The following is a 15,479-nucleotide window of genomic DNA, read 5'->3' on the forward strand; positions in this document are numbered from 1 at the left end:
CCGGCCTCCTTACACGTCTAGCCCCGCACCGCATTCACCGCAAAATTTTGCTGCTGGGTTATTAACCGCACTACAAGCGGTACATTTCTTTTCAGTAATATGTTTTGTGCCACATTCGCCACAAAATTTGGAGCCTTCTGTAATTTCTGCTTTGCAATGAATACAAGGCACCTTTTTTTGCTGTACAGATTGTCCGCATTCTGGACAGAATTTTGCCGATGTACGAATATTCGCTTGGCAATGAGGGCATGCCATTTTTTCTTCCGCTTGAGATGCTGTAGTTTGTTGGCTAGTAGTAAAAGCATTTGCCATCGCATTACCGATCGCCGCACCTGCGCCAAGACCGACGCCTGCACCTGCCATACCGCCACCTTCATTTTTAGCTGCGTCACGCAAAGCTTCAGCTGCTTGCCATTGTGTATATTGGTTCATATCACCTAAAACGCCCATCGTTGTTCGTTTATCCATCGCTTGCTCAACTTCTTTAGGAAGAGAAAGGTTTTCTATATAAAGCGACGTAATTTCAAAGCCGAATTGTGCAAATCGATCACGCATTTTTTCAAGGCCTTGTGAGCTTAGTTCGTCATAAAACATTGCAAGATCGAGTGCAGCTACTTGAGATTCCGCAAAAAGATCCGTCAAACCGGACATAATCATTTTTTTTAGATGACTATCAATGTTGCTCGTATCAAATGAAGAATTTGTTCCAAACAATTCCTTCATGAAAACAGCTGGATCTGCAACACGGTATGAATAGACACCATACCCCCGCAATCTAATCATGCCGAAATCTGGATCGCGCATCATGATAGGGTTTGAAGTTCCCCATTTTTGATCGATGAACTGCTTTGTATTGACAAAGTAAACTTCTGCTTTGAAAGGAGAATTGAAACCCGTTTTCCAAGATTTCAATTTTGTCAAAACTGGCATGTTTTGCGTATAGAGCACGTGATGGCCTGGACCAAAAACATCTGCAATTTCCCCTTCATTCACAAAAACCGCAGCCTGGGACTCGCGGACTATTAAACTTGCACCCATTTTAATTTCGTTGCCTTGCACAGGAAAGCGATACACCATTTTATTTGTACTTTGATCGGTCCATTCGATAACTTCGATGAGTTGGCTTTTAAAAAAGTCGAAAATGCTCATTTCCTTACCCCTTTCTATACAATTTACAGTAGAAAATGTAGAGTCATTATAACATAATACGAACGACTAATTTGAAAGGTTTCATAGAAATTCATCCTCGAGGCGTGACGAGATCATTGAAAAGGAGTACAATTGAATGAATAACCATTCATATTTTTAAATCAAAGGAGATTTTTTATGATACATAAAATAGTGATTCCTACTCCATTCGCAGTGGGAGATGTTAACGCATTTGTTATAAAAGGGGATGCGCTTACTATCGTAGATGCTGGTCCGAAAACGCCGGAAGCATATGAAGCGATCAAGTACGGATTACGTGAAATTGGCTACTCGTTCAATGATATAGACCAAGTCATCTTAACGCACCACCATCCAGATCATGCAGGTTGGATTGATGCCTTCGATCAAGCCGAAATTATTGGCCATCCGTACAATGATTTATGGTTGAAACGGGATAAAGAGTTTATGGCGTATCATGACCGCTTTTATTTAACATGCCTAAAAGAAGAAGGGGTTCCCTCGAACTATTTCAATTGGGTAGAGAAGATGAAACGACCGATCATGCTAATGGGCAACAGGTCATTAGATCGATTCATAGGCGAAGGAGATATTGTAAGTGGACATCATAGTTGGGTCGTGATGGAGACTTTAGGTCATGCTCAAAGCCATATTGCTTTGTTTAATGAGAAAACTGGAGAAATGATCGGTGGAGATCTCGTGCTCGAAAAAGTATCTTCCAATCCATTAATAGAGCCGCCTGCGGACCCAGATGCAGAACGCCCAAAGTCGCTTCTGCAATATAATGCATCATTGACGCGTCTTTTGAATTTGCCGATTGAAATCATCTATGGCGGCCATGGTGGAGAAGTTCGTAATGTTCACTCGCTTATAGAGGAAAGATTGGAAAAGCAGCATGAACGAGCGATGAAAGTATATGATATGTTGAATGATGGCAGCAGAACGATCTATGAATTGACGCAGCAATTATTTCCTCATGTGTACGAGAAGGAATTAGGGCTTACGTTATCAGAAACAATTGGCCAAATCGATTATTTACTATCTAAAGGACAGTTATTGGAAGTTAAGGATGATAAAGGGATCCTCCACTATGAACAAAAAAAGTAATGTGCTACTAACCGGTGCGACGAGCGGTGTAGGGTATGCGACAGCGATGCAGCTTTTATCTAATCCAGACCGTTTCAATGTTTTTGTTACAGGGAGAGCCCCTGATCGTCTTTACGAGTTGCAAAATGAAGGAGCGACAGCCATTCCTTGCGACGTTACAAAAGCGGAAGAGATCGATCGTCTTTTAGCTGCGATCGGTCATCTTGATATAGTGATTTTTTCTGCTGGTCTTGGAAAGTTTGCTGCTGCACACGAAATAGAGGATGATACAATCCAGTCAATGATGGATGTTAACGTAATTGCCCCAATGATAATGACGAAACGACTCCTTCCGAAAATGATGGAAAGGAGGGGTGGTCACCTTATATACATTGGTTCACAAGCGGGGAAGGTGGCTACTCCGAAAGCTTCAATCTACGCAGCGACGAAGCACGCGGTCATCGGATATACAAATGCGTTGCGCATGGAAGTAGCTCCTTATCATATTGATGTTTCAGTCGTACATCCTGGTCCAATTGATACGCCTTTTTTAGATAAAGCGGATCAGACGGGCGCATACCGCACTTCTGTTGGCAACCATTTGCTTGAAGTAGATCGTGTAGCCGATGCGCTTATTAAGCTTATCGATAAACCAGTGCGGGAAATCAATCTTCCGGCAATAATGGGTATTACAAGTAAGCTTTACGCCATGGCTCCTGCTTTTATAGAAAAAGCGGGAAAGAAATATTTTTATAAGAAATAAGCTGCTCTTTTACAAGTGGAGCAGCTTGTTTTTATTTGCTACAGTATTACATCTTTTTTAATATCTATATAATATTATTATGTAAACTAAATACATCCTGTCCCTTTGCACAACGAAAAAGCATGACCTTTAAGGGGCCATGCTTTTCCTTCATGCAACGGAAAATTTGAGTTGTTTGTGAATCTTTCCAAACCTGTTCTTTCTGACAAACATAACGCTCGTCAGTGCAGTATAATGCTTCCGGCTCTATTCCCATCTCGGCGCAACCGTCACTTTTGTGAATCGGTTTCATAGTCCGGACTTCAATTTGCACTTCCACAAAAAACTTACCTTTTACCGCAAAATTGTTACGCTGTGGCTGAGCTCAACAAAATGAGCTTCAGACGAGTGTATACTTGCCAGTAAAGCAAATTTTCCGCCAAGGCTGTGCAATTCTTAGTGGCCGTGCACTCTATTGGCTCACTTCCACTATCGTTTCGCCTTGTATATTTACTGTACCCCAACAAAAAATTGATAAACCTTTTTTTACATATTTTTTGATTGTTGCACTATCTGTTTTCTTTAAGTTGTTTTTCGGCTAACCGTACCATTTCTTTTACCATGCTTCCACCAATCGTACCACCGATTTTTCCGGCCTGTTCTGCCGTAAGATTCCCGTTGTTTCCATTAGACAAAGGAATGCCGAGCTCTTCCGCAACTTCGAATTTAATGGAATCAGGATTGCTGCAATTTGCACGATAACCTTTTGACCGCATTACTTCACATTTGAGTTGATCCACTTGCGATTTTGCTTCGGGAACTAACAATTTATTTTTCTTCGCCACTGTACATCCCTCCTTTCAACTGTAGTCTTTGCAAAACAGAAGAAATTAAAGACGGTTTTCGTGAACTTAAACTATCAAGCATACGTTTAAATACATGTTATACTAAAACGAAATAGTGTGGAGTCGAAAGAAAATGGAGGGATTCGGGAATGAAAACGGTGACGATCCAAGATATCGTCCAACGATTTAATTTAGAAGTGCTTGTTGGCCATAATGAACTTGGCAGAGAGCTGAAAAAGACAAAAGTTCGTCGTCCGGGTCTTGAGTTCATGGACAAATTTGATTTTATTGCGACAGAGCATGTCCAAATTTTAGGGAAAAATGAAATCAATTATTTACATACTTTATCAGACGAAGAATGTAAATTGCGTATTGGCAATATAGTCCGCTATGATCCGCCATGCATAGTGATTACATCCAATCAGGAAGAACCATTAGGGCTCCGTCAATATTGTACCGAAGAGCATATTCCTGTGTTACGCACTCCAGATTCCACCAGTGAAATGAGTGCGAAAATGGATGCTTATGTTACAAAAGCGATGGCTCCAGAAATAGCAGTCCACGGCGTTTGTGTTAACGTCTCGGGCATCGGAATATTGTTGCGCGGAAAATCGGGTGTAGGGAAGAGTGAGACGGCCCATACATTGATTGGGAGGGGACATCGGTTAATTGCAGATGATATTGTCGTTCTTAAAAAGCTAAGTCCACAAACGCTTTTAGGAACGCATAATGAAAAAAATAAAGAGTTCTTAGCACTTCGCAGCATAGGTCTACTCAATGTAGTCCGTCTATATGGACGTGCAGCATTCCAAGAAGAAAGCCGGATTGCACTCGATATTGAGCTGACGGAATGGAAGGATAACTCATTAAATAATGAGTTGGAAATGGAAACAAAGTATAAGCACTATATGGATGTGCCAATTCCGCACATTCAAATCCAGCTGCAACCGGGAAGGGACGTAGCGGGGCTAATTGAAGCTGCTGCCAATAATTGGTATCTAATGCAGCAAGGATATAGTGCGGTAGAGGAATTTATGAGCCGACTTCAGCCTGAATTCAAGGATTCCTGAGAGGATGAAAACATTTGAAGCAGCAAATTAAAGAACTGATCGTAATGAATGAAAAACAATGTGCATCCTATATGGAGATGAACGGGGAAAAAGTATTTTCCTTTCTAATGAACAATATTGGTGCGCTTGATAGTGAGCTTCGTGATGATATGGTATATCGGTTATTCGTCAAATTAATCATGGGTAACCATTTTACGCGAGAACAATTAATAGAAGCTATAACAGCCAACGCAGGTGATCAATATTTATTTGCTTCAATAGGAGAAGAAGGAACAGATAGTGTTTTCCTTCGTTCTTTCTCGGCACTTTGGCTTGCAGGGTTGTTTTACGCTGATCGACAGCAGCCATTTTTGAACGCTGAATTAACAGAACCATTGATGGAAAGATGCATAACTTATTTGGCAAAGGAAAAAGATGTCCGAGGATATGTAGACCAAAAGGGATGGGCGCATAGTGTTGCGCATGGTGCGGATATGATGGAGTCGATTGTTTTGCATCCTCAGTGTCCAAAACGCTTCGTCCCAACAATTTTGAATAGTATTGAATCATGTTTCTATAAGGGAACTGTATATAGCGATGATGAGGATGAACGGCTTGTTGCCATTCTCATGGCCATCATGAAACAACAATATCCAGAGGAAGTCCTAATGGAGTGGGTTGAGCAAATCTTTGAACGGCTTGATAGGCGTTATAATGGTAAAGGGTATGACAAGGACTACTTCAATGCCCGGACAAACATTTTGCAATTTATGAAAACATATTACTTTGCATTGAAGAAGCAACTTATCGGACATCAATTGCAAAATACACTCTCTTATTTCATACAGAAAAAACAGAATATATAATAGAATGATCACCTTGAAATTAATAAACATGCAAAGGGCAATCCATCCCCCTTTGCATGTTTTTTATTCAAGAGCGCATAGCATTGTTATATTGTGTTTTGTCAGATACGTAGCGGATAATTTTCTGTATATACTCCATCGTTTTTTGTTCGGCTTTCTCCAAATTATAATCTAAACGATTATTCAATATATTTGTTAGCATACCTTGCCAAAGTAAATTGGTCATTTCATTAATATCATCAGCTTGTTCTTCTCCAATGAGTTTTTCATCCACCGCATTTTGCAATAATGATTGCCCTCGCTTCGACATGCTTCGCTCAAAAAGGGCAGGTTTCAATTCTTCTGGTATATGTATCAAATCTGCAGGGTACAATTCATAATAGCGTTCGATTAATTTTTCAGGTTGATCACCCAAATCCATTATGAAGACAGCATGGAAGATAGAAGGTTGTTTGAATGAATATTTGCAGAAGCATTCCCAAGCCAATATATATTTGTCCAAAGCTGTGTCGCCGTGTTTAATATAATTGGCTACATCATCGATATAAGGCTTCAAAAGCTTCATGGAAGCAAAAAAGATTAAGTGGGATGCTTCTGAAAAATAATTATAAATCGTGGCACTGTTATAGCCCGCCCGATCCGCAACTTTACGAATCGTCACTTGTTCAATTCCTTCTTCCTCGATGATTTCTACAGTTGCTTCAATAAAATACTTCCACATTCTTCCCATTTGAATTTTACGATTACTCAATAGATTGCACCTCATTTGCTTTCTCTTAACCGCTTACTTAGCAGTATACAATATTTTCATTCTCTTTATTATCAATTTTCCATTGTTCTCTGAAAGTTCATATGGTAACATAATCAATATTAAAATATAATCATGATTATTATATTTTAACTGATTATGTTTTTCAATCGAATCAGGATTTCGCGATGTGGCACTTTGCATAATTACTATTGGGAAAATGACTTATCGGTAGTTTGAAAGCGCTAACAAACTGAAAATACTTGGTTGGATGAAAGATATACAAAAACACATATTACAAATAGGGGTGAAAGTAATGAAGAAAGCAAAAGTAGATCCATTTATTTTTTGGACATCGATATTTGCTATTGCGATTGTAACGGTTTTATTAGTGATCAATCGCTCTACGGCTGAACCATATTTAGACAATTTGATGTCGTCCATTACGTTTAAAATGGACTGGGCATTTCAATTTTTAACATTCGGGCTATTTATTATTTTAGTATGGCTGGCTTTTAGCAGGTACGGCAATATCAAGTTAGGTGAAGGCAAACCTGAATTCTCCACTTTTAGTTGGGGAACTATGCTGTTCACGGCAGGAATGGGAACAAGTATTATGTATTGGTCGATGATTGAGCCAATTACTTATTTTTCTGGACCTCCATTTGGTGTAGAAGCCGAAGGAAAAGAAGCAGCTGAATGGGCGTTAACATATGGGCTGTTCCACTGGGGAATTTCCGCATGGTCTCTCTACGCGTTTCCGGCAGTTGTTATTGCCTATACGTATTTTGTTAAAAAACGACCATCTCTTAAGATGAGTGTAGCGTTAAGCGGTGCACTCGGAAAATACGCTGATGGCTGGATAGGAAAGTTAGTCGATATTTTAGTCATTTGGAGTTTAGTAGGTGGGTTGGGCACTTCTTTAGGATTAGGAGTCCCAATGGTTTCAGCAGTTGTCGCAAGCATTTTGGGCATCGAGCAAACACTTACACTTGATGCGATTATCGTTATTTGTATTACGATCATTTACTCTGCAAGTGCTTTTATCGGATTGCATAAAGGGATACGTCGTTTAAGTGATATAAATGTCTATTTGGCATTGGCACTTGCAATTTTTGTTTTTATCGCAGGTCCAACTTTATTTATTCTCACTTATTTTACAAATAGCTTTGGCATGATGATTCAAAATTTTGCAATGATGAGCTTTTATACCGACCCGATCGCTCAAAGTGGTTTCCCTCAAGGATGGACGGTCTTTTACTGGGCTTGGTTTGCGGCAACTGCTCCATTCATGGGACTTTTCGTTGCCCGAATTTCTAGGGGACGTACGATACGTCAGCTAATTGTCCACATGCTATTATGGGGTTCAATTGGCGGATGGATCTACTTTGGAGTGTTCGGTGGATATTCGATGAACTTGCAATTGCAAGATATTCTGCCTCTCAATGAGATTTTGAATACGAGCGGTGGCCCTGCAACTGTCGTAGAGATTTTGAACACATTGCCATTAAGTGCAATTGTATTGCCGTTTTTCGTTATTTTGGCATTGATTTTCCTTTCAACTTCAATGGATTCAGCTACATATATTTTATCAGCCATTGCTACGAAAGAGTTGAAAGAAGGACAAGAACCGGCACGATGGCATCGGATGGTTTGGGGCTCTATTTTAGCGATCATATCGATCTCATTGCTTTTAGTCGGTGGTCTGCGTGTTGTTCAAACTTCCGCAGTCGTTGTCTCGGTTCCAATTTACATCTTTTATTTACTGCTTATCGTTTCACTACTGAAATGGTTAAAGCAAGATTTTCCGAAGCAACAATAATATAAAAAGCATCTTAGGAGGGTTCAACATGGTATTTAACGTACGTGAAACAAACCGTGTCGTACGAACGGATTTCCCAAGAAAAGTAAAGGAAATTAAACATATTTGGATTCCGATGTCTGATGGAACAAGGCTATCGGCACGTATTTGGCTACCGGAAGACGCTGAACAAAATCCGGTGCCAGCTATACTTGAATATATTCCATATCGTAAGGACGACTTTACAGCGTTGCGTGATTCACTTCGACATCCTTATTTTGCAGGTCATGGCTATGCAAGCATCCGAGTAGATTTACGCGGATCAGGTGATTCTGAAGGGATCATGTATGATGAATATTTAAAACAAGAACAGGATGATGCCTTGGAAGTGCTCACTTGGATTTCGGAGCAGCCGTGGTTTACCGGAGGCATAGGAATGATCGGTAAATCATGGGGGGGATTCAATGGGCTTCAAGTTGCAGCGAGGCGCCATCCGCATTTAAAAGCAATTGTCACACTTTGCTCCACTGATGATCGATACGAGGATGATGTTCATTATAAAGGCGGTGCAATGTTAGCATCAGATATGCTTTGGTGGGCTTCTACAATGTTTGTATACAATGCGCGTCCTGCAGATCCAGAAATCGTTGGAGAGTCTTGGAAGGCAAATTGGCTTGAAAGGCTAGAGAAGACTCCACCATTCGTTGAAGAATGGGTTCGCCACCAACGTCGGGATGACTATTGGAAACATGGGTCTGTCTGTGAAAATTATGATGACATCGATATTCCTGTTTTTGCTGTAGGCGGTTGGGCTGATGGCTATACAAATGCAATTCCGCGTCTCTTAAAAGGGTTAAAAGGGCCTCGAAAAGGCTTAATTGGTCCTTGGGCACATGAATACCCTGAAATGGCAGTCCCTGGACCGCAAATCGGTTTTCTGCAAGAGTGCTTGCGTTGGTATGACCATTGGCTGAAAGGGATTGATACAGGTATTATGGAGGAACCAATGCTAAGAGCATGGATGCAAGATAGCGTGCCTCCACAAACGGATTACTTTGTCCGTCCCGGTTATTGGGTAGCAGAAGAGCAATGGCCACCTTCAAGCATTAACAACAAGAAATATTATTTGAATGGCTCCTCTTTAACAACTGAACCGAAGAAGTCGGGGGCCATACAAGTTGAAAGCGTTCAGCAGCATGGTCTACACGCCGGTGTGTTTTGCCCATTCGGACAACCGGGTGATTTGCCAGGCGACCAAAGAAATGAAAATGGTTATGCAGTTATTTTCGAGTCACAGCCTGCAGAAGAAAAAGTGCCTATTTTAGGTCATCCGAAATTCACCGTGGAATGCTCGTCAGATCAACCGAATGCGTTGCTTACAGTACGGTTGAATGACGTTGCACCGGACGGATCATCAACTCGTGTAACATGGGGGATGCTAAATTTAACACACCGGAATAGCCACGAATTTCCCGAGGAGCTTGAAGTTGGGAAAAAATATGAAATTACTGTGGAGATGAATGCAATCGGTCATGTTCTTTCTCCAGGCCACCGTTGGCAATTAGCGATCTCTCCAACCTATTGGCCTCATGCTTGGCCATCGCCAAAACCGGTTACATTGTCAGTCTATCCATCTGAAAAGACATATCTTACTTTGCCTATCCGTGCAGATCGAGAGATTGATATGACATTAAAGCCATTTGATCAACCTGAAACAGCACCTGTTCTTGAAAAAGATATTTTGAGAGAAGCAAAGCGTACTAGGGAAATTAAACATGATGTCATTTCGAACGTTTGGATATTGGACGATTTCTCTGATGAAGGTGCAAGAAAGCTTCACATAAATGGTATTGAATATGGCAGTACGAACCGCAACATTTTTTCGATAGAAGAAGGGGAGCCACTTTCAGCAAAAGTTCAATGTGACTGGACATTGACAGTAGGTCGAGGTGAATGGCAAACAAGCCTCGAAACGCATAGTGTTATGACCGCTGATGAAAAAAACTTCTATCTAATGAACAAATTGATTGCTTTTGAAGGAGACGAAGAAGTTTTCAACAAAACTTGGGAAATAGAAATACCGAGAGATCATATGTAATGAGCAGGAGAGCGGAGTGCAGTCACTCCACTCTCCTCTCTTCTGCATTTGACTACGATGACTTACAAAAAGTAGGAGGGTTTCTGATGGAAGTGCGCCGAAGAGTTGAGCGTCTGCGTCAATATATGGAGGAACAAGGCATTCAGCTATCGATCATTTGGGATCCAGATAATCAGTTTTACGTAACTGATTTCCGGGCGATTTCGTATTCACGTCCGATTTTAACGTTTATTGATGTGCATGATGTGCAATTGATCATCCCGAAGCTTGAAGAGTCGCATGCTTCCGAACGGGCGCAAGTTGATAGGACACATATTTACTATGAGCAATATGCACACCGCAACCTTACACTTTCTTATCTTGAATTCGTCTGTAGAATCCTTAAAAAAATTCCTCGGCATAGTACAATTGGGATAGAGATGGCATCTATGCCCGCGTCTGTCTATCAATTTTTGCAGAAAAGCGGATACCAATTAACAGATATTGGAGACAAATTAATTGAGATGCGATCGATAAAAGAAGAAAAGGAAATTGAATGCTTGCGAATTGCGGGACGCCTATCAGATCTTGCCATAGCAGAATCCCTGTCAAATGTGCGCGTCGGGATAAGCGAGTTAGAGTTCGATTCATATGGGGATCGGGTTTTGCTTGAAACTGCTTCTCAGCAATATGCGAATGAATTGATCGGGTATGCAGATTGGACATGCTCAGGCACTGAACGAAGTGTAATGCCTCATCTCAATTCCAGTACAAGAAAATTTGCCGATGGAGATGTAGTCGTTCATAGCAGGCAAGTTTGGTATAACAATTATCGAGCCGAAAATGAGCGGACATTTTTAATCGGAAATGTAACAGAAAAGCAAAAGGATTTATTGAAGCTTGCAATTGAAGCTCAACAAGTCGGCATGAATATGATACGTCCTGGAATAGTAGCTAAAGAAGTAGATATCGCAACGTTCAATGTATTCAAAAAGGCAGGATATGCGGATTTTGTTCAGCATCGAGTCGGCCATGGTCTTGGCTTATCCGAGCATGAGGAACCTTATTTACGTTTCGATAATGAGCTCATCTTAAAGGAGGGAATGGTTTACACGATTGAACCCGGTGTTTATGTGCCCGGCGTTGGTGGATTCCGCCATTCTGACACCGTAATAGTAACAAACGATGGAAGTTTTTCTATTACCGAATATCCAAGAGAATTTGAAAAGATGCATTTTGCTCTATCATAGTGCCCTTGTTTACTGACTTCCTTATACCGTATGATGTTAGCCATAATGATCCGAAACTTGGAAATAATATAAAATGCTGAATACTATTATAGAGTAGGAGAAACGGATAGCCATGATTTTAACCATCATCATTATTAATCTATGTTATGTTTCTTTATTTACGTTGCGTGTCCTGTTCACATTTAAAGGTTTGCGTGTTATTGCATCTGTTGTCTCAATGGCGGAGGTGTTCATTTACTTAATGGGATTGACTTTAGTATTAGATAACTTGGACAAACCTATTAATATTGCGGCATATTGTTTTGGATGGGGATTAGGCGTTTATGTAGGAAGCCGTATTGAAAAAAAATTGGCATTAGGCTACACCGTGTTTGAAGTTGTCGTTAACGATACGGATATGGATATTTGCCGTTCATTGAGAGAAAAAAATTACGGTGTCACTTCATGGCTCGCTGACGGCAAGGATGGCAAGCGTCTCGTCATGAAAGTGTTAGCGAAACGAAAGGATGAGCATAAACTGCGCTCTACTATTTTGGAAATTGCGCCAAAAGCTTTTATCATTTCGTATGAACCGACTACTTTCAATGGAGGATTTTTAGTTAGAAATTTACGATGATGGATAGTCCTTTGACTGTTTCATAAAAAAAGCAAAGAAATTTAGTCCTGAAACAACTTTATTGCGGTACCGGAAATGATAAGAGACATTTCCGGTATCGTTTTTTAAAATGATCAATAGGATAAAGAATTTTTTCTGTTCTCGAAAAAAGATAGTAATTCGACGAAGGTAGCTGTTGGCTGAAGATATTCATTATTGATAACTAATATTTATCGTAATTCATTTAAGCGGGTTATCCATCTTCCAAAGTGTATAAGACCAGTATCTAGGAAAATTCCGTAAAATTGATGCTTTGGATTTGAATGGATCACACTTTTATAGCAGTTTTTTATTAGCGTTATAGAGGATAATCAAGATCATTATAATGTATACCTTGTAATACGATGTACATCGTGGTAAGATGCTCTTAGAAGGAGTGATGTTATTGGACCAAGAGATGATGAAAGGTAGCATCGATTTGTTATTGTTGTCTTTAATTTCCCAAAGAGATTTATATGGCTACGAAATTGTTAAAATTTTGAAGCAGCTTAGTGATGATAAGTATGAAATGAGCGAAGGAACACTTTATGCGGCGTTAAAAAGACTGGAAAAGAAACAATGGCTCGAATCGTATTGGAAAGAGACAGAGAATGGAAGAAGAAAATATTATACGCTTACAAATCAAGGCGGTTTGGCATTAAATAGCAAACGAGAGAATTGGGAGTGGATGAACGCTCTCGTTATAAAAAGTTCGGAAGGATTATTATGAAACCTGCATTTCAGCGATTTATTAAAGGGATTGTTCGTCAAACTGATGGGAGCAGGGACGAACGGGAAGATCTCTATGAAGAGCTTTTAACTCATTTACAATGCTCTTTCTTTGATTTGCAAAGAAGTGGATATTCGGAAGAGGAGGCTACAACGATGGCTATGCGGAATTTTGGTGATGAGCAAGAAATCGGACGGCAGCTTCAACAAGCGATGTATCCTTTCCGGAAAGAAATGTTATTGGCTCTTTCAATATCATCGTTATTATTTTCTTACATTGTTTACATTTCCCAGTTGTTTATAATGGGTGATGCCCATATTCCTTGGCTAATTATCGCTGTGATGATCAGTTCTTTGCTGCTTTTCGTTACATTGCAGGCGATTCCTATTCTAAACAGGCGTTTTTGGATAAATGGATTGTTGCTTATCCATTTATTTGTCTTCTTATATGGTTTTTTATTAGCATCAGATATAAATTCTCCGCTTTCAATAGGCTTATCGATTATATCAATATTGATAATCGTGCTCTCGATCATATTGCTCTATCGAACGACGATTTACGATTTTTCAACAAAAGGGGAAATGTTTTATAAAGATGTTCGACGCCTTCATTTTGTAAATATAACGACAGGATTATTGCTTGGCGCTGCTACCTTATTTTGGTTATGGGCTGCTCTTTTTTTTGCGACAGATCAACTCCATATTATCTTGTTCATTCTATCAATTCCAATTGTTTGTTGGATCATTTCCTACGCAATACAAATGCGTTTACTCTCAAAGCAAAAGAAAAAATGGGCGTATGCAATTGCTTCCATTCAGTCGATTATTTTGCTTATAAGCGTCGGTTATTTATTGTTTAACATGTTTGGAGGCGCTATTTCATGAAAAAACCTACTATATGGATTGTAAGTTCTATTGCAATCATCACAATTGGGCTTGTCATTCTGGGTTTTATGTTCGATGTATCCGAAAATGAAAAGCAAAATGGACTAACTGGTATATACGATGTCACAATTGACGGCATCATCGCTTTTGTAGAATTTGAACAAGGTAAACCAAGCCTTTATCAATCTGATAAAGATGGGAAAAAAGAGTTGTTAGCACAGTTTCCAGTCGATCAAACGATTGTAGATGTCAGCTTCTCCAATGATGGCCAAATTCTTTCATATGCTGTAACAGATAAAGAAATGGACATGGACAGCAATACAGAAATTCACTTTATTCACATGGATACAATGCAAGATGAAGTTGCTTTTACTGAAAATGCAATTGTTACAGAGATTGCTTTTGATCCGAAAGATTCTAGTTTGCTTTTTTATTTACGAGCGGATACATTTACAAATTATTCACCGATTACTGGAGAGCGACCACATGATTTTGACGTCTACAGTTTTAAAGTTGATATGAAAAAAAGTGAACGACATACACATATGAAAAAATATGCCATGAGCTCATTACATGTATCATCGGACGATGATACTGTTTTTGTACAAATGACCGACGATGATGATGTCCAATCTGCCGATGATGTGTTTCAGGCGAAACAAAGGATTTTTCAAATTCCTTTGAGTGATCCTGAAGAAAAAGAAATTATTAGCGACCCTTCTGGGCACGAAGATATTTATGATTTTTTAATAATTCCCGAGCGCAATGAAATCATTTTTCAAGCAGTCAGCGGAACTAAATCAAACGGGATTTTTCAGTATGATTTATTCAGCTTCAACTATGAAACTTTTGAAACAGAGCAATTGACGACTATGAGATCAAATGCATCCAAGCCGTTAAGAGGACCCGACGATCAAATCTACTTTATTGTCGACCGTCGTTTTGGAGAACGGCAGCCTGATTATCATTTATACAAAATGAAAATAGATGGCGGTGAGACAATGGAGGTTCCTTTAAATCATTAGAAAAAATTGTGTAGAAAGCAGTTTGTTTCTGAAAATAAGAAAAGGGGCTGTCCATTTGGGCAACATTGACTTCCCCCCCTTTTACTATCCAGATCCACATTATCAAAAAATATTGCTCGCTTTCCGCATCGAAACTAATTTAAAGCTACGCCGGTGTTATTACGATATACAGTAAAAAAGGCTGTAGACAAAGATCTTTTGCCTACAGCCTAAAACCTATCAAATTATAAGGTTTTCATAAATTACTCTTGATCATTTTTCCGTTGACGCGCTCTTGCTTCTCCACCTTTTCGTCCAGCTTCTTCTTGGCTCATTTTGCCGTCATTGTCATTGTTGTCGCTTTGGCGCGCTCGAGCTTCGCCGCCTTTTTTACCAATTTCTTCATAGAATTCTTTATCGTGATTCCGCGCAGTAGCCTCTCCGCCTTTTTTGCCAATCTCTTCATAAAACTCTCTATCATGGTTTTTGGCAGTTGCTTCTCCGCCTTTGCGTCCAGCTTCCTCCACCGTCATTTTGTTGTTGTTTTTGTTGTCATCTTTCGCCATTATTAATTCCTCCTCTTTGTTAGTAATAGA

Annotated in this window: 15 protein-coding genes; 11 read left to right on the forward strand and 4 right to left on the reverse strand. The window is 39.8% G+C overall.

The features are described 5' to 3' along the window. Window positions 1-9: 9 nt before the first annotated feature. Window positions 10-1,149 (reverse strand): SPFH domain-containing protein, encoded by a 1,140-nt coding sequence (locus WFH04_RS06400; RefSeq protein ID WP_336823233.1) that lies wholly within the window; start codon window positions 1,147-1,149, stop codon window positions 10-12. A gap of 177 nt (window positions 1,150-1,326) precedes the next feature. On the opposite strand from WFH04_RS06400, the gene WFH04_RS06405 reads away from it, so the two are divergent. Together WFH04_RS06405 and WFH04_RS06410 are read left to right on the forward strand one after the other, a co-directional pair. Beyond that, window positions 1,327-2,274, forward strand: coding sequence for an MBL fold metallo-hydrolase (locus tag WFH04_RS06405; RefSeq protein ID WP_336823234.1), 948 nt, complete (start codon window positions 1,327-1,329; stop codon window positions 2,272-2,274). After that, window positions 2,258-3,016, forward strand: a complete 759-nt coding sequence (locus tag WFH04_RS06410) for an SDR family NAD(P)-dependent oxidoreductase (RefSeq protein ID WP_336823235.1) — start codon at window positions 2,258-2,260, stop codon at window positions 3,014-3,016. Before WFH04_RS06405 ends, WFH04_RS06410 begins: the two co-directional genes overlap by 17 nt. Window positions 3,017-3,564: 548 nt before the next feature. Here WFH04_RS06410 and WFH04_RS06415 read toward each other — a convergent pair. After that, window positions 3,565-3,840 carry an alpha/beta-type small acid-soluble spore protein gene (locus WFH04_RS06415; RefSeq protein ID WP_336823236.1) on the reverse strand — a complete coding sequence of 92 codons (276 nt, stop codon included), beginning with the start codon at window positions 3,838-3,840 and terminating at the stop codon, window positions 3,565-3,567. A 149-nt stretch (window positions 3,841-3,989) separates the two neighbouring features. On the opposite strand from WFH04_RS06415, the gene hprK reads away from it, so the two are divergent. Together hprK and WFH04_RS06425 are read left to right on the forward strand one after the other, a co-directional pair. Then, window positions 3,990-4,910 carry an HPr(Ser) kinase/phosphatase gene (gene hprK / locus WFH04_RS06420; RefSeq protein WP_336823237.1) on the forward strand — a complete coding sequence of 307 codons (921 nt, stop codon included), beginning with the start codon at window positions 3,990-3,992 and terminating at the stop codon, window positions 4,908-4,910. Window positions 4,911-4,924: 14 nt separating this feature from the next. Continuing rightward, the gene (locus tag WFH04_RS06425; RefSeq protein ID WP_336823238.1) at window positions 4,925-5,755 is read left to right on the forward strand and encodes a DUF2785 domain-containing protein; all 831 of its coding nucleotides are present in this window, start codon (window positions 4,925-4,927) and stop codon (window positions 5,753-5,755) included. 67 nt (window positions 5,756-5,822) lie between these two features. On the opposite strand, the gene WFH04_RS06430 is transcribed toward WFH04_RS06425, so the two are convergent. Beyond that, window positions 5,823-6,506, reverse strand: coding sequence for a TetR family transcriptional regulator (locus WFH04_RS06430; RefSeq protein ID WP_336823239.1), 684 nt, complete (start codon window positions 6,504-6,506; stop codon window positions 5,823-5,825). Between the two features lie 313 nt (window positions 6,507-6,819). On the opposite strand from WFH04_RS06430, the gene WFH04_RS06435 reads away from it, so the two are divergent. The 7 genes from WFH04_RS06435 (at window position 6,820) to WFH04_RS06465 (ending at window position 14,904) form a co-directional block, all read left to right on the forward strand. Beyond that, complete coding sequence (locus WFH04_RS06435; RefSeq protein WP_336823240.1) at window positions 6,820-8,325, forward strand: BCCT family transporter; 1,506 nt, start codon at window positions 6,820-6,822, stop codon at window positions 8,323-8,325. A gap of 28 nt (window positions 8,326-8,353) precedes the next feature. Then, entirely contained in the window at window positions 8,354-10,402 is a 2,049-nt protein-coding gene (locus WFH04_RS06440) for a CocE/NonD family hydrolase (RefSeq protein WP_336823241.1), read from the forward strand. Window positions 10,403-10,488: 86 nt separating this feature from the next. Beyond that, entirely contained in the window at window positions 10,489-11,631 is a 1,143-nt protein-coding gene (locus WFH04_RS06445) for a M24 family metallopeptidase (protein ID WP_336823242.1), read from the forward strand. Between the two features lie 112 nt (window positions 11,632-11,743). Continuing rightward, window positions 11,744-12,247, forward strand: a complete 504-nt coding sequence (locus WFH04_RS06450; RefSeq protein WP_336823243.1) for a DUF2179 domain-containing protein — start codon at window positions 11,744-11,746, stop codon at window positions 12,245-12,247. 424 nt (window positions 12,248-12,671) lie between these two features. Then, complete coding sequence (locus WFH04_RS06455) at window positions 12,672-12,995, forward strand: PadR family transcriptional regulator (protein WP_336823244.1); 324 nt, start codon at window positions 12,672-12,674, stop codon at window positions 12,993-12,995. Further along, window positions 12,992-13,879, forward strand: a complete 888-nt coding sequence (locus WFH04_RS06460; protein ID WP_336823245.1) for a permease prefix domain 1-containing protein — start codon at window positions 12,992-12,994, stop codon at window positions 13,877-13,879. The genes WFH04_RS06455 and WFH04_RS06460 overlap by 4 nt, the downstream gene beginning before the upstream one ends. After that, on the forward strand, window positions 13,876-14,904 hold the full coding sequence (locus WFH04_RS06465; RefSeq protein WP_336823246.1) for a hypothetical protein: 1,029 nt from the start codon (window positions 13,876-13,878) through the stop codon (window positions 14,902-14,904). The genes WFH04_RS06460 and WFH04_RS06465 overlap by 4 nt, the downstream gene beginning before the upstream one ends. A gap of 242 nt (window positions 14,905-15,146) precedes the next feature. On the opposite strand, the gene WFH04_RS06470 is transcribed toward WFH04_RS06465, so the two are convergent. After that, a complete protein-coding gene (locus WFH04_RS06470) occupies window positions 15,147-15,449 on the reverse strand; it encodes a KGG domain-containing protein (RefSeq protein WP_336823247.1) in 303 nt (100 codons plus the stop codon). Window positions 15,450-15,479 lie beyond the last annotated feature (30 nt).

It is taken from the genome of Sporosarcina sp. USHLN248 (assembly GCF_037144575.1).
Classification (GTDB): domain Bacteria; phylum Bacillota; class Bacilli; order Bacillales_A; family Planococcaceae; genus Sporosarcina; species Sporosarcina contaminans.